Annotated in this window: 17 protein-coding genes and 1 tRNA gene; 4 read left to right on the top strand and 14 right to left on the bottom strand. The window is 72.5% G+C overall.

Going from position 1 to position 20,570, the window contains the following annotated elements; all coding sequences use genetic code 11:
* Nucleotides 1–22: 22 nt before the first annotated feature.
* From ACGF15_RS04890 to ACGF15_RS04835, 12 genes are all read right to left on the bottom strand, one after another.
* Nucleotides 23–670: an L-threonylcarbamoyladenylate synthase gene (locus ACGF15_RS04890; protein ID WP_345613116.1), complete on the bottom strand. Its 648-nt coding sequence runs from the start codon at nt 668–670 to the stop codon at nt 23–25.
* 29 nt (nt 671–699) lie between these two features.
* Nucleotides 700–1,581 (bottom strand): peptide chain release factor N(5)-glutamine methyltransferase, encoded by an 882-nt coding sequence (gene prmC, locus ACGF15_RS04885; RefSeq protein WP_345613114.1) that lies wholly within the window; start codon nt 1,579–1,581, stop codon nt 700–702.
* 55 nt (nt 1,582–1,636) lie between these two features.
* Complete coding sequence (gene prfA / locus ACGF15_RS04880) at nt 1,637–2,707, bottom strand: peptide chain release factor 1 (protein ID WP_345613112.1); 1,071 nt, start codon at nt 2,705–2,707, stop codon at nt 1,637–1,639.
* Between the two features lie 106 nt (nt 2,708–2,813).
* Nucleotides 2,814–3,038: a 50S ribosomal protein L31 gene (rpmE, locus tag ACGF15_RS04875; RefSeq protein WP_256522988.1), complete on the bottom strand. Its 225-nt coding sequence runs from the start codon at nt 3,036–3,038 to the stop codon at nt 2,814–2,816.
* 150 nt (nt 3,039–3,188) lie between these two features.
* Entirely contained in the window at nt 3,189–4,319 is a 1,131-nt protein-coding gene (locus tag ACGF15_RS04870; RefSeq protein ID WP_345613109.1) for an LCP family protein, read from the bottom strand.
* 272 nt (nt 4,320–4,591) lie between these two features.
* On the bottom strand, nt 4,592–6,601 hold the full coding sequence (gene rho / locus ACGF15_RS04865; RefSeq protein ID WP_392796932.1) for a transcription termination factor Rho: 2,010 nt from the start codon (nt 6,599–6,601) through the stop codon (nt 4,592–4,594).
* 392 nt (nt 6,602–6,993) lie between these two features.
* On the bottom strand, nt 6,994–7,914 hold the full coding sequence (gene thrB / locus ACGF15_RS04860) for a homoserine kinase (RefSeq protein ID WP_392796931.1): 921 nt from the start codon (nt 7,912–7,914) through the stop codon (nt 6,994–6,996).
* A gap of 355 nt (nt 7,915–8,269) precedes the next feature.
* The gene (gene thrC, locus ACGF15_RS04855; protein ID WP_392796930.1) at nt 8,270–9,361 is read right to left on the bottom strand and encodes a threonine synthase; all 1,092 of its coding nucleotides are present in this window, start codon (nt 9,359–9,361) and stop codon (nt 8,270–8,272) included.
* A gap of 7 nt (nt 9,362–9,368) precedes the next feature.
* Entirely contained in the window at nt 9,369–10,661 is a 1,293-nt protein-coding gene (locus ACGF15_RS04850; protein WP_392796929.1) for a homoserine dehydrogenase, read from the bottom strand.
* A 95-nt stretch (nt 10,662–10,756) separates the two neighbouring features.
* Entirely contained in the window at nt 10,757–12,148 is a 1,392-nt protein-coding gene (gene lysA, locus ACGF15_RS04845; protein WP_345613099.1) for a diaminopimelate decarboxylase, read from the bottom strand.
* Between the two features lie 14 nt (nt 12,149–12,162).
* Nucleotides 12,163–13,182 carry an ArgS-related anticodon-binding protein NrtL gene (gene nrtL, locus ACGF15_RS04840; RefSeq protein ID WP_392796928.1) on the bottom strand — a complete coding sequence of 340 codons (1,020 nt, stop codon included), beginning with the start codon at nt 13,180–13,182 and terminating at the stop codon, nt 12,163–12,165.
* A 392-nt stretch (nt 13,183–13,574) separates the two neighbouring features.
* Nucleotides 13,575–14,207 (bottom strand): PleD family two-component system response regulator, encoded by a 633-nt coding sequence (locus ACGF15_RS04835; RefSeq protein WP_376426257.1) that lies wholly within the window; start codon nt 14,205–14,207, stop codon nt 13,575–13,577.
* Nucleotides 14,208–14,362: 155 nt separating this feature from the next.
* On the opposite strand from ACGF15_RS04835, the gene ACGF15_RS04830 reads away from it, so the two are divergent.
* The 4 genes from ACGF15_RS04830 to ACGF15_RS04815 all read left to right on the top strand — a co-directional run bounded on the left by ACGF15_RS04830 (nt 14,363) and on the right by ACGF15_RS04815 (nt 17,768).
* Nucleotides 14,363–14,434 (top strand) — tRNA-Arg (locus ACGF15_RS04830).
* A gap of 827 nt (nt 14,435–15,261) precedes the next feature.
* The gene (locus ACGF15_RS04825; protein WP_345613093.1) at nt 15,262–15,912 is read left to right on the top strand and encodes a 2OG-Fe dioxygenase family protein; all 651 of its coding nucleotides are present in this window, start codon (nt 15,262–15,264) and stop codon (nt 15,910–15,912) included.
* Nucleotides 15,905–16,795, top strand: coding sequence for a hypothetical protein (locus tag ACGF15_RS04820; RefSeq protein ID WP_392796927.1), 891 nt, complete (start codon nt 15,905–15,907; stop codon nt 16,793–16,795). The genes ACGF15_RS04825 and ACGF15_RS04820 overlap by 8 nt, the downstream gene beginning before the upstream one ends.
* Nucleotides 16,796–17,501: 706 nt before the next feature.
* Entirely contained in the window at nt 17,502–17,768 is a 267-nt protein-coding gene (locus tag ACGF15_RS04815; protein WP_345613089.1) for a GlsB/YeaQ/YmgE family stress response membrane protein, read from the top strand.
* A gap of 1,371 nt (nt 17,769–19,139) precedes the next feature.
* Here the strand turns inward: ACGF15_RS04815 and ACGF15_RS04810 are convergent.
* Both ACGF15_RS04810 and ACGF15_RS04805 read right to left on the bottom strand, forming a co-directional pair.
* A complete protein-coding gene (locus ACGF15_RS04810; RefSeq protein ID WP_392796926.1) occupies nt 19,140–19,757 on the bottom strand; it encodes an Asp23/Gls24 family envelope stress response protein in 618 nt (205 codons plus the stop codon).
* On the bottom strand, nt 19,754–20,338 hold the full coding sequence (locus ACGF15_RS04805; protein ID WP_345613085.1) for a sigma-70 family RNA polymerase sigma factor: 585 nt from the start codon (nt 20,336–20,338) through the stop codon (nt 19,754–19,756). Before ACGF15_RS04805 ends, ACGF15_RS04810 begins: the two co-directional genes overlap by 4 nt.
* Nucleotides 20,339–20,570: the final 232 nt, after the last annotated feature.

The following is a 20,570-nucleotide window of genomic DNA, read 5'->3' as shown; positions in this document are numbered from 1 at the left end:
CGCCCCCGGTCGTTCTCCTGTGTCACGGGGCCACCTCGAGGTCGGGTACGACCTTGCGGAGCTCCTCGGCGGAGAGCGCGCCCTCGCGCAGCAGGACGGGCACGGGGCTCGTGACGTCGACGATGGAGGACGGGACGATGCCCGGGGTGGGGCCGCCGTCCAGGTACACGGAGACGGCGTCGCCGAGCATCCCCTGCGCGGAGTCGCAGTCCTCGGGGGCGGGGTGTCCCGTGAGGTTGGCGCTGGAGACGGCCATCGGGCCGACCTCGGTGAGCAGTTCGATGGCCACCGGGTGCAGGGGCATCCGGATCGCGACCGTGCCGCGGGTGTCGCCCAGGTCCCACTGGAGGGACGGCTGGTGCCTGGTGACCAGGGTCAGGGCACCGGGCCAGAAGGCGTCGACGAGTTCCCAGGCCGCCTCGGAGAAGTCCGTGACGAGGCCGTGCAGGGTGTTCGGCGAGCCGATGAGCACCGGGGTGGGCATGGTGCGGCCGCGCCCCTTCGCCGCCAGCAGGTCGGCGACGGCCTCGGAGGTGAAGGCGTCCGCGCCGATGCCGTAGACGGTGTCGGTGGGCAGCACGACGAGTTCGCCGCGGCGGACGGCCGAGGCGGCCTCCCGCAGGCCGTTGGCGCGGTCCGTCAGGTCGTTGCAGTCGTATCGCCGAGCCATCTAACGAGCCTCCTCGTACGCGTGCCGGGTCATGGCATCGCCTTGCGCGCGGTCGCGAACCGCGGCCGCTTGTTCAGATCGGGGTGGTCGGCCGCGTCGGCCCAGCCGGACTCCTCGTTGAAGATCCACGGGACCTGGCCGCCCTGTGTGTCGGCGTGCTCGACGACGACGAGTCCGCCCGGACGCAGCAGGCGGTGTGCGGTGCGCTCGATGCCTCGGATGGTGTCCAGGCCGTCCTCTCCGGAGAACAGCGCCATCTGGGGGTCGTGGTCGCGGGCCTCGGGCGCCACGTACTCCCACTCGGTGAGCGGGATGTAGGGCGGGTTGGAGATCACCAGGTCGACCTGGCCGTCCAGCTCCGGGAGCGCGGTGAGCGCGTCGCCCTGGTGGACGGTGACCCGGGAGCCCTCCGCGTTGCGCCGGGCCCAGCGCAGGGCGTCGTCGGACAGCTCCACGGCGTGCACCCGCGAGCGCGGCACCTCCTGGGCCATGGCGAGCGCGATGGCGCCGGAGCCGGTGCACAGGTCGACGATGAGCGGTTCGACGACGTCCATGGCGCGCACGGCCTCTATGGCCCAGCCCACCACGGACTCGGTCTCCGGTCTGGGGACGAACACACCCGGCCCCACCTGCAGCTCCAGGTACCGGAAGAAGGCGCGCCCGGTGATGTGCTGGAGGGGCTCGCGGGCCTCGCGCCGGGCGACGGCCTCCCAGTAGCGGGCGTCGAAGTCGGCGTCCTCGACCAGGTGCAGCTCCCCCCGCTTCACCTGGTGGACGAAGGCGGCGAGTTCCTCCGCGTCGAAACGGGGCGAGGGCACACCGGCGTCGGCCAGGCGCTGGGTGGCCTGGGCCACCTCGGCGAGCAGCAGACTGCGGGGACCTGGGGGGCGCCCCCCAGAAGGTGACTGCACGCTGGTCCTCCGGTGCGGATGCGGGTGGGTGTCGGGCGGTGGGGCGGCGGGCGGACTACTGCGCGGCGGCGAGCTTGGCGGCCGAGTCGGCGTCCACGCACGCCTGGATCACCGCGTCGAGCTCGCCGTCGAGGACCTGGTCCAGGTTGTAGGCCTTGAAGCCCACCCGGTGGTCGGAGATCCGGTTCTCGGGGAAGTTGTACGTCCGGATCTTCTCCGAGCGGTCCACGGTGCGCACCTGGCTGCGCCGGGCGTCGGCGGCCTTGCTCTCGGCCTCCTCCTGCGCCGCGGCGAGCAGCCTGGAGCGAAGGATACGCAGGGCCTGCTCCTTGTTCTGGAGCTGGCTCTTCTCGTTCTGGCAGGAGGCGACGATGCCGGTGGGCAGGTGGGTGATGCGCACGGCGGAGTCGGTGGTGTTGACGGACTGGCCGCCCGGTCCGGAGGAGCGGTAGACGTCGATCCGCAGGTCGTTGGCGTGGATCTCGACGTCGACCTCCTCGGCCTCGGGGGTGACCAGCACACCGGCGGCGGAGGTGTGGATGCGGCCCTGGGACTCGGTGGCCGGCACCCGCTGCACGCGGTGCACGCCGCCCTCGTACTTCATCCGCGCCCAGACGCCCTGGCCCGGCTCGGTCTCGCCGCGGGCCTTCACGGCGACCTGGACGTCCTTGTAGCCGCCCAGCTCGGACTCGGTGGCGTCGATGATCTCGGTCTTCCAGCCGACGCGCTCGGCGTAGCGGAGGTACATCCGCAGCAGGTCGCCGGCGAACAGGGCCGACTCGTCCCCGCCGGCCCCGGCCTTGACCTCCAGGATGACGTCCTTGTCGTCGCTGGGGTCCCGGGGCACGAGCAGCAGCCTCAGCTTCTCGGTGAGCTCCTCGCGCCGGGCCTCCAGCTCCTTCACCTCGGCGGCGAAGTCGGGGTCGTCGGCGGCGAGTTCGCGGGCGGTGTCGATGTCCTCACCGGTCTGCTTCCAGGAGCGGTAGGTGCCGACGATCGGCGTGAGCTCGGCGTAGCGCTTGCTCAGCCGACGGGCGTTCGCCTGGTCGGAGTGGACCGAGGGATCGGCGAGCTTGGTCTCCAGATCGGCGTGCTCGCCGATCAGTTCCTCGACCGCTTCGAACATGGTCGGGCTCCTGGTCTCTACACGTGGGGTGGCTGCTCGGAACGGACAAAACGCCGGTCCCGGCCGCCCGTGGACCGGGGCAGCCGAGGACCGGCGCAGTGGCTCGCTACTTCTTGGCGGAGCCGGCAGCCTTGCCGAAGCGGGCCTCGAAGCGGGCCACACGGCCACCGGTGTCGAGGATCTTCTGCTTGCCCGTGTAGAACGGGTGGCACTCGGAGCAGACCTCGGCACGGATGCTGCCGCCGCCGATGGTGCTGCGGGTGGTGAACGACGCGCCGCAGGTGCAGCTGACCTGGGTCTCGACGTACTCGGGGTGGATGTCGCGCTTCAAGGTGTCTCCTCGTTTCCGGAGGGCGCCGGGTCGCACGGGCGGGATGCGGGTGCGTGAACCGGAGCCGACGTACCAGTCTGCCAGGACCGGCCGTATCTCCCAAAACCGGGGTGGCCGCCCCGGTATTCCCCCCTCCCCCCCGGCAGGGGCTCAGCCTCCGGCGGCCACCACCGCCGCGGCCTGGCCGCGGTCGGCCGCGGAGTCCTGGAGGGCGGATCCGGGGATCGGGCGGTCCTGCTTCAGCGCCCGCCAGACCTCGGTGGCCCCGGGCTCGACGGGGACGACGCGGTTGGGGTCGACCGGGTCGTAGCGGACCGGCAGGGTCACCAGGGACACGTCCTCGGCGCCCAGGTCGCCGAGCCCGCGGGCGAAGCCCACCAGCTCGTTCACCGAGTCGAGGCCGGAGTCCGGTGTGACCGCCCTGGCCGCGGTGCCGGCCAGGTCCAGCAGCCGCTTGGGGTTGCCGAGCACGCCGACGTCCCGCACCTGGTCGACGAAGGCCCGGACGAAGGCCTGCTGGAGCTCGATGCGGCCGAGATCGCTGCCGTCGCCGATTCCCTTGCGGGTGCGCACCAGGGCGAGGGACTGCTCGCCGTCCAGGGTGTGGGTCCCCGGCTCCAGGTCGAGGCGGCTGTCGGCGTCGCGGAGGGGCTCGGTGGTGGTGATCTCCACCCCGCCGAGCGCGTCGACCAGTTCCGTGAAGCCGGTGAAGTCGACCTCCAGATAGTGGTCCATGCGGATGCCGGACATCGTCTCGACGGTCTTGACCGCACAGGCCGGGCCGCCCGCCTCGTAGGCGGTGTTGAACATGGCGCGCGCGGCGCCGGGGGCCTCGGTGCCGTCGGCGCGGGTGCAGCCGGGCCGCTCGACCAGGGTGTCGCGCGGGATGGAGACCACCGAGGCGGCGGTACGGCCGGTATGGACGTGGACGACCATGGCGGTGTCGGACCGGGCGGCGCCCTCGTCGCGGCCGTAGGCGCCGTTGTCGCCGGCGCGCGAGTCCGAGCCGAGCACCAGGATGTCCATCGAGCCGTCGTCGAGGTTCTTGGGCCGCTCGGTGCCGAGGGCCTGGTCGATGTCGACGCCGTCGATGCTGCCCTGGAGGGTGAAGTAGGCGTAGGCCAGGCCGGAGCCCGCGACCAGGAGGGCGGCGGCCGTGGTCCAGGCCGCGACCAGGCCGATGCGGCGGGCCGTCCCGTGGTGTCCCCGGCGCTTGCCGCTGCCGCCTATGGCGCCCTCCGGGCCGCCGTCGCCGCGGCCCTGGCTGCTCTGCTCGGACATGCTCTCCTCGGCTCTCCTGGGCCCGCCGCGCGGTGCGGCCGGGCCGTCGGGCTGTGCCGCACTCGGCGGGTGCCGGGCGGGAGCGCGTCGCCCTGAGCCCCCGGCGGTGTGCCGGGTACCCCGCGGGGCGTGCGGCATCCCCCTCAGCGTGGCACGGGTGTCTGAGAGCGCCCTGAGAACGCGCTGTGCCCACCGCGCGGAGGCGCGGTGGGCACAGCGGGGCCGGATCAGCCGGGGGCCCTCGGTCGGGCCCCGGCGGGGGCGGGGGACCCTCAGTCGTTGCCGTTGCCGGCGGACGGAGTGGTCTTCTGGATCTGGAGCAGGAACTCGCCGTTGGACTTGGTCTGCTTCAGCTTGTCGAGCAGCAGCTCGATCGCCTGCTGCTGGTCGAGCGCGTGCAGCACGCGGCGCAGCTTCCAGGTGATCGCGAGCTCGTCGCTGCCGAGCAGGATCTCCTCCTTGCGGGTGCCGGACGCGTCGACGTCCACCGCGGGGAAGATGCGCTTGTCGGCGAGCTTCCGGTCGAGCTTGAGCTCCATGTTGCCGGTGCCCTTGAACTCCTCGAAGATCACCTCGTCCATGCGCGAGCCGGTGTCGACCAGCGCGGTGGCCAGGATGGTGAGCGAGCCGCCGTCCTCGATGTTGCGCGCAGCGCCGAAGAAGCGCTTCGGCGGGTAGAGCGCGGTCGAGTCGACACCACCGGAGAGGATGCGCCCGGAGGCCGGGGCCGCGAGGTTGTAGGCGCGGCCGAGGCGGGTGATCGAGTCCAGCAGGACGACCACGTCGTGGCCCAGCTCGACGAGGCGCTTGGCGCGCTCGATGGCCAGCTCGGCGACGGTCGTGTGGTCCTCGGCGGGGCGGTCGAAGGTCGAGGAGATGACCTCGCCCTTGACCGACCGCTGCATGTCGGTGACCTCTTCCGGACGCTCGTCGACGAGGACGACCATCAGGTGACACTCGGGGTTGTTGTGGGTGATCGCGTTGGCGATCGCCTGCATGATCATGGTCTTGCCGGTCTTCGGCGGGGCCACGATCAGACCGCGCTGCCCCTTGCCGATCGGCGACACCAGGTCGATGATCCGCGTGGTCACCACGCCCGGGTCGGTCTCCAGGCGGAGCCGGTCCTGCGGGTAGAGCGGGGTCAGCTTGTTGAACTCGGGGCGGCCGCGGCCGGACTCGGGGGCCATGCCGTTGACGGAGTCCAGGCGCACCAGGGCGTTGAACTTCTCCCGGCGCTCGCCCTCCTTGGGCTGGCGCACCGCACCGGTGACGTGGTCGCCCTTGCGCAGGCCGTTCTTGCGGACCTGGGCGAGGGAGACGTACACGTCGTTCGGGCCGGGCAGGTAGCCGGAGGTCCGGATGAACGCGTAGTTGTCGAGGATGTCGAGGATGCCCGCGACGGGGATCAGCACGTCGTCCTCGGACACCTGCGGCTCGCCGCCGGCGAAGTCCTCGCGGCCCCGGCGGCCCCGGCGGTCGCGGTAGCGGCCGCGGCGGCCCCGGCGTCCGCTGCCGTCGTCGTCGAAGTCGTCCTGCGCCCCGCCGCCCTGCTGGCCGCCCTGGCGCTGCTGGCGCTGGCCGCCGCCCTGCTGGTCGTCGCCCTTGCCCCGGCCGCGCTGGCGGTCGCGGCGCCCGCCGCGGTCCTGGCGGCCCTGGCGGGCCTCGCCGTCCTGGCCGCCGCCGGCCTCGGGCCTGGTGTCGGTCTGCGTCTCGGTGCGGGCCTCGGTGCGCACCTCGGTGCGGACGTCGCCGGTGGTCTCGGGGCTGCCCGCCTGCGCGGTGGCGCGGCGACGGCGGCGCTCACCGGCCGGCTGGTCGTCGCTGGCCGGCTGGCCCGGGATCTCGATCTGCTGCTGGGCGACGGCCTTCTCCGCGGCCTCGCCCTTGTCGGCCTTGGCGGCGGCCTTGGCGGCGGCCTTGGCGGGCTTGTCGGCGCCGGAGGCGTCCTCGTCCTCGGCCGTGCGGGCCTTGGCGGCGGCGCGGCGCTTCGGCTTGGCGGGGGCCTCGCCGGCGCCCGCCTCGGCGGGCTTCGACGGGGAGGCCCCGGAGGCGGCCTGCGCCTCCTTGATGACCTCGATCAGCTGGCTCTTGCGCATCCGCGCGGTGCCCCTGATGCCGAGGCCGGACGCCACCTGCTGCAGCTCGGCCAGGACCATGCCCTCGAGGCCGGTGCCGGAACGGCGGCGCCGTGTGGTGGTGCCGGAGGCAGCACCTTCGGCGGGCGCGGCGGTGTCGACAGTGTTGTCGGCAGTGACGCCCATCAGATCGGTGGTGTCGCTCACGAAGGGTCCTTCCCTGGAGCGGACGTCGGCCTTCTGGCTCGGCGACCGGTTGTGCTGTCCGGCTGCGGTCTGGGGTGCCGACCGCGTCGGAGCGGTGATCCCGCCGGTGCGGACCAACGGCGGAAGATATACATGCAAAGACGTGCAGGGTCCGGCTCGAGGTCCCCCTGCCCGACCCGCTTCCCGGGGGAGCGAGGGGTGTCGTGCCGGTTCCGGAGCGTGCTCGAAACTGCTCAGGCAGGCTGCTCAGGCAGTGTGGGAGGCTCCCGGAAGAAGGGTGGTCCCGTAACGGGACTCGCAGCACCGCGCCGCTTCGACGACGGTTGCAGACTTGAGGTTAACACTACCGGCTCCAACAAACATTCCCCCTCTCTCGCACCGGCAATCGTGTGTCACTGCGTGGCCAGCGGCAGAACGCTCGCCCCCGCGGCGTCGAAGGGGAGCCGGTTGGCCGCCCACTCCTCGCCCGCCAGCCCGGCGACCTTGTCCGCCGCCCCGCTGTCGGGCAGCGCCAGGACCGTCGGCCCCGCACCCGAGATCACCGCGGGGATGCCGTCGGCACGCAGGCGGTGCACCAGGGCCATGCTCTCGGGCATGGCCGGGGCGCGGTACTCCTGGTGCAGCCGGTCCTCGGTGGCCGCCAGCAGCAGCTCGGGGCGCCTGGTCATCGCCTCGACGAGCAGGGCGGCGCGGCCCGCGTTGGCGGCGGCGTCCACATGCGGCACGGTCTTGGGCAGCAGCCCGCGGGCCGTCTCGGTGAGCACCGGCTTCGCCGGGACGAAAACCACCGGAACGACGGAATCCGAGGGGTCCATCCTGATGGCCCGGGTGCCCGCGGCCTCGCTCCAGGCGAGGGTGAAGCCCCCGAGCAGGCAGGCGGCGACGTTGTCGGGGTGGCCCTCGATCTCGGTGGCGAGTTCCAGCAGCGCGGTGTCGTCCAGGCGGGCGTCGCCCCCTATGGTGACGGCCCGGGCGGCGACGATGCCGGCGCAGATGGCCGCCGACGAGGAGCCGAGGCCGCGTCCGTGCGGGATGCGGTTGGCGCAGACGACCTCCAGGCCGCGGGGCTGCCCCCCGAGCAGGTCGAACGCGGTGCGCAGGGAGCGCACCAGCAGATGGTTCTCGTCGCGCGGCAGGGTGTCGGCACCCTCGCCCGCGATGTCGATGTGCAGGCCGGAATCCGCGACCCGGACGACCACGTCGTCGTACAGGCCGAGCGACAGTCCGAGGGCGTCGAAGCCCGGACCGAGATTGGCGCTGGTGGCGGGGACGCGCACCCGGACGGCGGCGGCGCGGAACGCGGGACCGGCCATCGCTCGACGACACTCCTTGGTTCTGAACTGCGAGATGTACGAGATTTTCGAGGGGACGAACACCCGGGCCTGGACGGCGACATCACCACGGCACCTGCGGTGGGGCGGGGTCGGGTACAGCCTATCGAAGGAAGGTTCACCTGCGACACAGGGCGCACGGGAGGCGCACGATGCGTGTCGTCCGCCCTGTGTGCCCCGACCGGGGACGCCGCGGTGCTTGCGCTTCCCCGACCGCAACGCTCCAGGGGGCAACCGGGTTTCCGCAAGCGGCTTTTGAGCCGTTCTCCGCCGCACCGGCGCCGGAGAGGCCGCGATGCGCCGCCCCGGGCGGGGCACGGCGCACCGCGGCCCGCCGTCAGGCGAGACCCAGGCGCTCCGCGGCGGCGACCGCGTCCACCGGGACGGTGACGGGCTGCGGCGCACCGGCGACCGCCCAGTCCGGGTCCTTGAGGCCGTTGCCGGTGACCGTGCAGACGATCCGCTGGCCGGGGTCGACCTTGCCCTGCTCGGCCGCCTTCAGCAGGCCCGCCACGGACGCCGCCGAGGCGGGCTCGACGAACACGCCCTCCTGGGAGGCCAGGAGACGGTAGGCGCGCAGGATCTCACGGTCCGTCACCTCGTCGATGAGGCCGCCCGACTCCTCGCGCGCGGCGAGCGCCTGCGCCCACGAGGCCGGGTTGCCGATCCGGATGGCCGTGGCGATCGTCGAGGGGTCCTTGACGACCTCGCCGCGGACCAGCGGCGCGGAGCCGGACGCCTGGAAGCCCCACATCCGCGGCGTCCGGGTGGAGACGGCGGGAAGCGCGCCGTCCGCCGCGGGCCGCGCGTACTCCCGGTAGCCCTTCCAGTACGCCGTGATGTTGCCGGCGTTGCCGACGGGCAGGACGTGGATGTCGGGGGCGTCGCCCAGGGCGTCGACGATCTCGAAGGAGGCGGTCTTCTGGCCCTCGATGCGGTACGGGTTCACCGAGTTGACCAGGGCGACCGGGTAGTTCTCGGAGAGGCCGCGGGCGAGGTCCAGGCAGTCGTCGAAGTTGCCGTCGACCTGGAGGATGCGGGAGCCGTAGACGAGCGCCTGGCCCATCTTGCCCATCGCGATCTTGCCGCGGGGCACCAGCACCGCGCAGACCATCCCGGCGCGCACCGCGTACGCGGCGGCGGAGGCGGAGGTGTTGCCGGTGGAGGCGCAGATGACGGCCTGGGCGCCCTCCTCCTTGGCCTTGGTGATGGCCATGGTCATGCCGCGGTCCTTGAAGGACCCGGTGGGGTTGGCCCCCTCGACCTTCAGGTGCACCTCGCAGCCCGTGCGCTCGGAGAGGACCTGGGCCGGGACGAGCGGCGTACCACCCTCACGGAGCGTGACGACCGGCGTCGTGTCCGTGACCGGAAGGCGGTCCCGGTACTCCTCGATGATGCCGCGCCACTGGTGGGTTCCGTTGGTGGTCATGGGTCCCTTACTCCCCTTCAACACGCATGATGCTGGCGACACCGCGCACGGTGTCGAGCTTGCGCAGCGCCTCGACCGTCCCCGAGAGGGCGGCGTCGGGCGCGCGGTGGGTGACGACGACGAGGGAGGCCTCGCCGTCCTTGCCCTGCTGCCGGACCGTGTCGATCGACACGCCGTGCTCGGCGAAGACCGTGGCGACCTGGGCGAGCACGCCCGGCTTGTCGGCCACGTCGAGGCTGATGTGGTACCGCGTGACCACCTCGCCCATCGGCGACACCGGCAGCTGGGTGTAGGCGGACTCGCCGGGCCCCGTTGCCTCGGCGAGCTTGTTGCGGCACACGGCGACCAGGTCGCCGAGCACCGCGGACGCGGTCGGCGCACCGCCCGCGCCGGGCCCGTAGAACATCAGCCGGCCCGCGGCCTCCGCCTCGACGAAGACCGCGTTGTACGCCTCGCGGACGGAGGCCAGCGGATGGCTGAGCGGGATCATCGCGGGGTGCACACGGGCGGTGACCGACCGGCCGTCCGCAGCGCGCTCGCAGATGGCGAGCAGCTTCACCGTGCAGCCCATGCGCTGGGCGGAGGCCATGTCCGCGGCGGTGACCTCGGTCAGGCCCTCGCGGTGGACGTCGTCCAGCCGTACGCGGGTGTGGAAGGCGATCCCGGCGAGGATCGCGGCCTTGGCGGCGGCGTCGAAGCCCTCGACGTCGGCGGTCGGGTCGGCCTCCGCGTAGCCGAGGGCGGTGGCCTCGTCGAGCGCCTCGGTGTAGCCGGCGCCGGTGCGCTCCATCTTGTCGAGGATGAAGTTGGTCGTGCCGTTGACGATGCCGAGCACCCGGTTGACCTTGTCACCCGCGAGGGACTCGCGCAGGGGGCGGATCAGCGGAATGGCCCCGGCGACGGCCGCCTCGAAGTACAGGTCACGCCCGTGGCGCTCGGCGGCCGCGTAGAGGGTGGCGCCGTCCTCCGCGAGGAGGGCCTTGTTGGCCGAGACGACCGAGGCGCCGTGCTCGAAGGCGGTGGTGATCAGGGTGCGGGCGGGCTCGATGCCGCCGATGACCTCGACGACGACGTCGATGTCCCCGCGTTTGACCAGGGCCGTCGCGTCGGTGGTGACCAGCTCCGCGGGGATGCCCTCGCGGACCTTCTGGGGGCGGCGGACGGCGACCCCGGCGAGTTCCACCGGGGCGCCGATCCGCGCGGCGAGGTCGTCGGCGTGCGTCGTCATGATGCGCGCCACCTCTGAGCCGACCACACCACAGCCCAGCAGCGCCACCTTCAGCGGACGCGTACGCATCATCCGACCTCGTTTCCTTTACTTCTACGGTTGGACCAGTCTCACCCACCGGACCGGAGTTTCTATCCCCCGTCCGACATACGAGACAAGTATCTCAGCTATCCGACATCGAGACGCAGAAGATCCTCCTCCGTCTCGCGCCGCACGATGACCCGCGCCGCACCGTCGGCCACCGCGACCACGGGCGGGCGCAGCGCGTGGTTGTAGTTGCTGGCCATCGACCGGCAGTAGGCGCCCGTCGCGGGCACCGCGATCAGGTCGCCCGGGGCCAGGTCGGCCGGCAGGAAGGCGTCCCGCACGACGATGTCCCCGCTCTCGCAGTGCTTGCCGACCACCCGGCTCAGCATCGGCTCGGCGTCACTGGTGCGCGAGACCAGCGCCACGCTGTACTCCGCGTCGTAGAGCGCGGTGCGGATGTTGTCCGACATGCCGCCGTCCACGCTGACGTAGGTGCGCAGCCCCTCCAGCGGCTTGACCGTGCCCACCTCGTAGAGCGTGAAGGCCGTCGGCCCCACGATGGCCCGGCCCGGCTCCACGGAGATCCGCGGGGTGCGCAGCCCGGCCGCCTCGCACTCGCGGGACACGATCTCGCTCAGCGCCTTGGCGATCTCGTGCGGCTCGCGCGGGTCGTCCTCGGAGGTGTACGCGATGCCGAGGCCACCGCCGAGGTCGATCTCGGGCAGCTCGACGCCGTGCTCGTCGCGCACCTGGGCCAGCAGCTGCACCACGCGGCGGGCCGAGACCTCGAAGCCCGCCATGTCGAAGATCTGCGAGCCGATGTGCGAGTGGATGCCGACCAGTTCGAGGCCGTCGAGCCGCAGGGCCCGGCGCACCGCCTCGGCCGCCTGGCCCCCGGCCAGGGCGAGCCCGAACTTCTGGTCCTCGTGCGCGGTGGCGATGAACTCGTGGGTGTGCGCCTCGACCCCCACCGTCACCCGGATCTGCACCCGCTGGCGTCGGCCCAGGCTCTGCGCGACGTGCGCCACCCGCACGATCTCCTGGAAGGAGTCCAGCACGATCCGGCCGACGCCGGCCCCGACCGCGCGGCGGATCTCCCCCTCCGACTTGTTGTTGCCGTGGAAGGCGATCCGCTCGGCGGGCATGCCCGCGTCCAGCGCCGTGGCGAGCTCGCCGCCGGAGCACACGTCCAGGTTGAGGCCCTCCTCCGTCAGCCAGCGCACCACCGCGCGGCTGAGGAAGGCCTTGCCCGCGTAGAACACGTCCGCACCGCCGCCGAAGGCGTCGTGCCAGGCCCGGCAGCGGGCGCGGAAGTCCGCCTCGTCCAGGAAGTACGCCGGGGTGCCGAACTCCTCGGCCAGGGCGGTGACCTCGATCCCGCCGACGGTGGCCACCCCGTCGGCGTTGCGCGCCACGGTGCGCGACCAGACCTTCGCGTCCAGCACGTTCAGATCGGCCGGGGGGGCGGTGTAGTGCCCCTCGGGCAGCACGTCGGCATGGCGGGGCCCGGCGGGGTGTGCGGATCGGCTCATCTGTCTCTCACATCTCACAGGTGTAGGGGTGCGCTGATGCCGAACAGGGACAGGCCGCCGGCCAGCACCGCCCCGGCGGCCTCGGCGAGGGCCAGCCGGGAGCGGTGGGCGGCCGAGGGTTTCTCGTCGCCCACGGGGAGCACGGTGTGCTGGAAGGACAGCAGGGCGTCGGCGACCGCCTCCAGATGCCGGGCGAGCCGGTCGGGCGCGCGCAGCCGCGCGGCGTCCGCGACCGCGGCCGGGTGGTCGGCCACCGCCGCGGTGAGCGCGGGGGCGTCGACGGGGGCGACGGGCTCGGCCGCGAAGCCGAGCGCCCTCGCACCGCGGGCGAGGGCGTGGGCCCGGGCGTGCGCGTACCGCACACGGAAGAGGGGGTTGCGCTCCTGCTGCACCAGCAGGCCCTCGGTGCGCGGCCGGTCGTGCGCGGCGGCGGCCAGCAGCGCCCAGCGGGCCGCGTCGGTGCCGAGGCGGACGGCCAGCTCCTGGTCCGGGGCGGGCACGACGCCGAGGCGCTCACCGGCAGCGGGGCGGGCGCCCATCCGCGCCAGGGTCTCGCCCCACACCCGCTCGCGCAGCTCGCCGCCGTGCGCACAGGGCTCGGCGTCGTGCGCACGGGACTCGGCGTCGTGCGCACAGGGCTCGGCGTCGTGCGCACAGGGCTCGGCGTCGTGCGCACAGGGCTCGGCGGCCGGTGGCAGGCCGTAGGCGGGGCCCTGGGCGAGCACGCTGCGGACCAGCGTCTGCTGGGATCCGTCCGCGAGGGTGAGGTTGAGGAAGCCGGGGCCGGTGACCTCGACCCGGGCGATGCCGGGGGCCTGCTCCAGGTGGCGGCCGAGGATCCCGGCGACCTCGGCGGCGCTGCGGCCCGCCTCGCGGGCGAGGCGCAGGGCGATGTTGCTGGCCCAGTGGCCGCTGCCGCCGGGGCGGGGGCGCTCGACCCGCACGGTCTCCGGCACGGCCACCCGCAGCGCACCGTCCTCGACCGCGCGGCACACGGCGTGCCGGACGGTACGGGAGAGCTCTGCGGGGGTCACGGGGACAAGCGTATGGGAGACAGGGGGGCCCTTCGCGAACCGGTTTCGCCATACGGGCAGGCGGGCGGGGGCAGGGCCCCGGCGGAGCTGTGGCGGGGCGCTGGCGGGTGCGGGGGGCTCGGCGGTGCGGGGGACGCTCGCGGGTGCAGTGGGGGGCGGCGGGTGTGCTGGGGGCTCGCGGGCGCGGTGGGGGGCTCACGGGCGCGGGGGCTGGCGCCGGGACGCGCGCCTTGGCGCGTGCGCCCCGCGGCTCCGAGGCGTGGCGCCGGGCCCGAAGAGCCGGGGCACGGTGCCGCGCGTGCCCCGTCCGTGCGCCCCCGGGCCTTCGCACGGAGCATGGCGTACGCCCTCGGAGCGCTGTGCCCGGGGCTGCGCGCCCTCCGGCCGGCGTCTCAGCCGAGCGAGCGCCCGGCGGCGCCCGTCCGGTCGGGAACCGTGCCCGGACCGCCCTGCACGGTCGGATGCGGAGGGACGGGGAGCGGCGGCTCCTCGCGGTCGAGGCCGCCGGGGCGGTCGCCGCTTCCCCCGTCCGCCTCGTCCTCGGAGCCCTCGGGCTCCCTCACCAGCCTGCGGACCACGCGCACCAGCTCGGCGGGCTCGAACGGCTTGGCGAGGAAGGCGTCCACACCGGCGGCCAGGCCACTCTCCACCTCGTAGGGGGTGCAGGCACTGATGATGGCCAGGGGCAGCCGCGCGGTCCGCGGATCCGCCCGCAGCCGGGCGGCGGTCCGCAGACCGTCGAGGCGGGGCATGACGACATCGAGCGTGACGGCGTCCGGCCGGACCCGGTGGACGACCTCCAGGCACTCGGCACCGTCGGCCGCGGTCACGACCTCGAAGCCCTCCAGTTCGAGGTTGACCCTGATCAGCTGCCGAATCACCCGGTTGTCATCGACAACCAGCACTCGGCGGGGCGCGCCGGACACAACTCGAGAGTAGGTCCGCGGACGCGGCCGCGTCCGGGTTTTCCCGACTTCCGCCCCTTGCGGGGGTCGCGACGGCGCTCCGGGGGCGCACGGGTGCACCGGTCCCGGCACCGCCCGGGCCCACGGTCGCCGCCCCTCCCCCGACCCTCCGGGCCTGCGCCAACGCGACCGTAGCGCCCTCCACATATCCGGTCACGGACAGCCTCCGGGAGCTGGTAGTGTTCTACCCGTCGCCGCGCAGCAGCGAGGCGCACGCCCCCGTAGCTCAGGGGATAGAGCAACGGCCTCCGGAGCCGTGTGCGCAGGTTCGAATCCTGCCGGGGGCACTCCAGCTCGGACAGCGTGATCAAGCCGCTGACGAGCAAGGGTGCCAACACGAAGTCCCGGACTCTCTACACCGAGTCCGGGACTTCGTTCTGTGTACCAGTGCTCGCCAAGTAAGTGGCGAGTAGACCTGCACGCCCCTGGCCGGATCGCTGACTCAGCGCCCGAAGCAGAGGGTACGAGACGGCGAACTGGGCGTTCGGACGACGTCCGTCGGCACCGCCGGGATCGGCACAGCCTCCTCCGCAGAAGCCCGGGACCGTGCGAGCCGATGGCTGCCGGATGTTCCAACAGAGGGCCACCGGTCGGCAGAACGGCCAGCGCTTGCCGGCCTCCTCCTCCGTCTCGGCCGGCTGCCGACTGGTCGGCGTCCCGCGCGTCCCACCCGGTCATGAGCCGCCCGGTGGCATCGATCCGTTTGTTCGGAACATGCCCAGCTGCGCGGGTCTGCCTCGTGGGCTCTGCTGCTCCCCCGCTTCCGGGCGGCTCGCACCGGCGCCGTCCCGACCGCGGGCGGGCGGGCGGGCGGGCGGGCGGGCGGGCGGGCGGGCGGGCCAGGGTACGTGTGCCGGCGTACCCGAATGCACTCCGGACAGACCGAAGCACCGTGGGCTCGTGACCGTATGCGGTCGGCTTCGTTGGTCACGACGGCCCTCTGAGGAAGGGGCGGCCGTCCCGGCCCCTCGGACCTGCCCGTGCGGTGCGCCCGGGGCGCCGTCGACGGCCGAAGCGGAGACAGGCATCACCTGACTGGACCGCATACGCCGGGCCGGGGTTGGTGGGGCGTGCACCCCGGTTCAGGCCCACCGGTTCGACACAAGGAGAGTCCTTGCCCGTCCACACACTCGCATGCGCGGACCTCGTCGACGACCGTCTCGTCGCGAGCTACGAGGACCTTCCGGCGGACGGGTACCTCGACGGGGATCACGTCTACCGGTACCGGGCCTTCGGCGAGACACTGCTCGCCTCCGGCGAACCGCACTGGAGGCTCGGGGGCCCGTTCTTCCAGAGCAAGCGCCTCAATAGCCGTGCCGGGGGCATCGACCGTACCTTCGCCCCGTTGGCGGAACCCGCCCGCGAGTTCGCGCGGGCCTTGGCCCTGCGCGCGCAGGGGCAGGGGATCGCTCCGCGGGGGGAGTTACTTCTCGGCTGCCATCAGATCCGTGTCGTCGCCACGGACGCGTTCGCGGGGCTGCCCACCCCGGAGGGGTTCCACCAGGACGGCTTCGCCCAGGTGCTCATCGCCTGCATCGCGCGGCACAACGACAGTGGTGCCGTCACCTCCGTCCGGCGGCTGGGCGCCGCCTCGGAGCTGCTCTACGAGGGCTCTCTTGCCGCCGGCGACGCACTCCTGCTGGTGGACCCCTTGGTGGAGCACTACGTCAGCCCGCTGACTCCCCGTCGGCCCGGACGCGCCCATCGCGACGTCGTCGTGGTCACCCTCGCGCCCCTCTCCGCTCGAGAGGGTCGCAATGCGTAAGGCGCGCGGCCCGGCGGATGTGGCGTACCTGACCTTCGACGGCTTCGATCCCGAACTCAAGCCCGCCGTTGAGGCCATGGAGGATCTGGGGGTGCGCGCGGAGGCCGTTCCCTGGGACGCCCGGGACGTCGACTGGGGTGCGTACCGAGCGGCCGTGGTGCGCAGCACGTGGGACTACACGAGTCGGCACGCCCAGTTCCTGGCCGCCCTCCGGCGCATCGGGGAGCGGACCGCATTGTGGAACCCGGTGCCCGTGATCGCGTGGAACAGCCGCAAGAACTACCTGCGTCACCTGGCCGGACGGGGCTGCGCGGTGATTCCCACGGTGTGGACGACGCCCGGGGGCCGCCCGACCGTCGCCGATCTGCCGGCCGACTGGACGGAGGTCGTGGTCAAGCCGGTCGTCGGGGTCGGCGGTCAGCACGTCCTGCGGACCACCGACCGCGACGCGGCGTGCGTGTACGCCGCTTCCGGCCCACCCATGATGGTCCAGCCCTACCTCCGCGAAGTGGATCACGGAGGTGAGATCTCCCTGGTGTACATCGGGGGCGCCTTCAGTCACGCCGTCCGCAAGCAGGGCTACCTCGCCCCCGAGTCGCTCCGTGACGGGATCCTCGCACCGGAGCCGGGGAGCGAATGGTCCGCTCGCCCCTGCCGTCCCGGCCCCGATCACTTCTCGACGGCCGGGCACGCCCTGGAGAGCGTTCCCGGCGCCAGGGACCTCCTCCACGCACGCGTCGACATGATCCGCGACAGGAGCGGCCAGCCGCGCATCGTCGAGGTGGAACTGATCGAACCGTTCCTCTACCTGCTGTACGACGACCAGGCCGCGGACCGTCTGGCCCACGCTGTTCGCGACCGCCTCGGGCGGCCCCGGGGGTGACCGGTCGGCGCAACGAGTGTTCGCCGGGGCCTCGCTCCTTCTCGCGCAGTGGGCCGTGGGGGTGTGGCCGGTTCGGACCCTTGGCCTCATGGGCCTTGGCATCGGGCACGGCCTGAGCCTCGCCTCGGACGTGAGACCGGCGATCTCGCCTCCCGAGTGGACCCCTTCCACACGGCCTCCGCCGTGTCGCCGTGACCACCGGGGTTGTGGAACTCATCGGACATCAGGGCTGTGGCGTATGCCTGTTGGGCGTTCATGATCGCACCGTAGGCCTGGGGGAACGGGCCGACCGCACCGGTGAACAAGGCCATGTCGGCCTTGTCGAACACTGCCCGCTCACCGAGCGGTCCTGCCTGGTTTCGCACCGTTCCCGGCTGCGGCCTGCAGGTCGGGCGTGTACTCGGCCGCCATGTTGCCCCTGGTCGCTCCTGGCACGGATGACAGCGCAGCGCCGGGACCGGTCTTCCAGGGTCCCACCCCCGGCACAGGCGCGGCGCCCTGGAGTGAACACCCCACACGCGGGAAGGCTCGGACTGTTGATCGACACGCATCGCCACGCCCTTCTACAAGGTTGTAGATTCTTGCCGACGTCACCACCCTCCGACGACAGTGCCACCGCATGGGGGCATGCTGCCTGGCACTCGCTTCGCCAGGAATCGGGCCGCACGGCAGCCGCAGTCGCCGCACAGAGAGAGCAGCACATCGCATGAGCATCATCGGTTGGATCGTCCTCGGGCTCCTCGCAGGAGCGATAGCGAAGTTCCTGCTACCCGGACGCGACCCGGGAGGCCTGATCGGCACCACTGTGATCGGCGTCGCCGGGGCGTTCACCGGCGGATGGCTTTCGGCGAAGCTCTTGGACCGGCCCATCCAGAACGAGCTCTTCGACCTCGCAACCTGGGGAGCGGCCGTCGGCGGATCTCTGGTGCTTCTGGTCGCCTATCGGCTCCTGTTCGGCAACTCGCGAGACTGAGAACACACACGAGCCGAACGCCCGGGCGGTGGAGCAGCGCGACGCCCGGGCGGGCCGATCCCACGCCCCGTGCCGGCTCGACCCAGTGGGCAGGCCCTGTTTCACTCCATGGTGCGCATTCGGCTCTCCGGGATGCCCGCGCCCACAGGCCCCCATGCCGCCACACCGTTGCCCCGGGCTTCGACCGGGTGACGGCGTCGGCCCACGACGCACGGCTGCCGCTCCCGGCCGTCCTCAGGTCAACCGCCGCCGGCGGAAGCCCTGCGCCCCGGCGGTGGTGGATCCCACCCCCTGCTCTTCCCTCCGGCGGCCCACCGGCCCCCGGAGTTCGTGCGGCATACGGGGGATTTCCCCGGTACACGATCACATCAGTCAAGGTCGGGTTGTCATACGGTCATGACGATCAAGCCGCTGCTTCAGCCGCACCCCATGCCCTCCCATCTGCGCCGTCGGGATGTTCGGGCTCCCTTGCCCAGTCCGCGGGACAGGGCGCGCCTCCGTCGAGCCTGGCACCTGACAGAAGGCCACGTGGCAGACGCGTTCGGGGTGACCGTGGCCACGGTGCGCTCATGGGAGGCCGGACGCACCTCCCCCACGGGGCTGCGACGGGCTGCGTACTCCGCATTCCTGAACGGCCTTGCCCAAGGGCTGATCCCAGAGCACGAGGCGCCAGAGGCGGAGGCCATCACACAGACCCAGACCCCTCAGGCTCCTCGTCATGCCATGAAGCATCGAGCTTCTGGCGCTGGAAGGAAGGAACATCACCCGGGGGTGCACAGCGTCCCGCCTCGGGTACGGAACCCTTCATCACGCGCAGTTCCCGCCGCCGCGACAGCCGTGCCGCACGGTCACATCGCCATGCCGAAGGCAATCCGGCCAGGATGCAGGCCCGATCCTGTGTCGCCTGCACGACGACGACGGCTGCGTGCCGCGGCGGTCGCAGCGGCCGTCTGGGCGGCCTGCCTTTACCTCTTGATCACCTCTCCACCTCCACTTCTCTGACGCCGCGGATCCGCAGCCTCCCCGCGGTGACTCAGAGCCTGCCGGTGACCGTCACTCTGACCTGCACCGGCCTGCCTGTGCCCTCGGGGTGCAGCAAGGCAATGCACTCCCCTACGGCTCGCCGGGTCGCGCGAGCGACATCGGCGGGACGGCTGTGCCGGAGAACGACGATACGGACGTCAATCCTCATGGGCTCGGCACCATGATGCCCGTTCACCCTCACCCCGGACGGCAACGCAGGGTCCGCCGTCCGGGGTTCAAAGGGCCGGAGCAGAGCGGTGAGGCCCGGATTGAGGAACGCCACACCTGGCACCTCCACGACGGATCGGGCGATCTCCCGCGCCACCAGGCTGCGGGCAGGGTCCCGGGTCATCGGCTTCGCCCCTCCCGGCTCTCGTCCGAATCGACCACCAGGTCAGTGATCCGTACGTCTACCGCCGCTATGACCAGACCAAGCTGATCGTCCGCCGCGGCCCGCACCTCACGGCGCACATCATCGGCAATATCCGGAAGGTGCGCATCCACCGGGGCATGGATGTCCAGGCACACCTCGACCGGTCCGGTGTCGAAGGAGAGGCTGGGCGCGAAGCGGCACGAGCCTGCCCGCACGCCGGAGACGCCTTCGGCCGCCGCGCGCAGTGTCCGCGCTGCCACCGCCTCCGTGATCCACAAGTCCTCCCCGGCTTCACCGAGCGGCAGGGGCCGACCCGGCCGCAGTTCGAGGCGCACCACGTCCATGATCCGCTGAGTGAGCGGTGCCATGTCGTCAGCCGGGGGGTCCACGGCGCTGTCGCGGAGGCCGCGAACTGCCGACTGCAGCTGCTCGAGGCCGCGCACGGACTCACGGCAGTGGGGGCAGTCCCGCAGATGCGCATCGCTCCGGCCGTACTCCCAGGCGTCCCACACGTCGAAGACGAGACGCCCGCATGCCAGCTGCTCGTCCTCCTCGTCACGGCCGTGGTCAGGTGAAGTAGTGCGCGTGGTCATCGCCAGGCCCCCATCGCTTGTGTCAGGCTGCGGCGTGCACGGAATACGCGAGCTCGGACAGCCTCCTGACTGATGCCGACCGCTTCCGCGATGAACTCATAAGGTCGTCCGTCCAACTCTCGCAGCACCCAGCATGCACGCTGCTCCGCCGAGAGCAGTTCGAGCGCGTCCCGCAGCTCCCGCACCGCATCTCGGGCCTCGGTGATCCGCGCCGGGGACGAGACGTGTTCCGCTGCCGGTACGTCACCCGCCGACTCCAGAGGTGCCATCAGGCGACGGCTGCGCAGGACATTGAGGCAGCGATTGGTGACGATGCGATATATCCACGTGGTGAACGTGGAATTCCTGTGGAACTCGGGAAGTCGCCGCCACGCGCTGATGAAGGCATCCTGCACGGCGTCCTCAGCCTCGGACCTGGTATCCAGCAGGCGCGTGGCCACACGGATCAGCGCTGGCGCGTGCCGCTGGACGAGCACGGCGAAGGCATCCTCGTCGCCCTCCGCCGCTCGGACGACCAGCAGGTCCTCGTCGGTGTCGCCGCAGGCATCGGGTGATGCGGTGTCTGTGCGGGCCCCCGTCACTGGCCGCTCCTCTCGTCCGGTCTCTGAACGTAGGACACGGCTCCCCGGTGCCGTGTTATGCACGATTTCCTGGCGAGGGCATCGGTCGGATGCCCGCCGAGTCCGCCCGTGACCGCGGCGCCCCGGGGTCACCGAGCCGGGCACCGGGAGGGCGCCGGATCGGGGCCGCGCACGTACACGGCCGGAGGCGGAGGGCACCCGACGGCCACGGCCCGGGAGGCGCCTGCACCGC

This window comes from Streptomyces sp. NPDC048001, assembly GCF_043203115.1.
Taxonomy (GTDB): Bacteria; Actinomycetota; Actinomycetes; order Streptomycetales; family Streptomycetaceae; genus Streptomyces; species Streptomyces sanyensis.
Note: the sequence above shows the minus strand (reverse complement) of the source record. Positions and strands in the feature narration are given on the sequence as shown.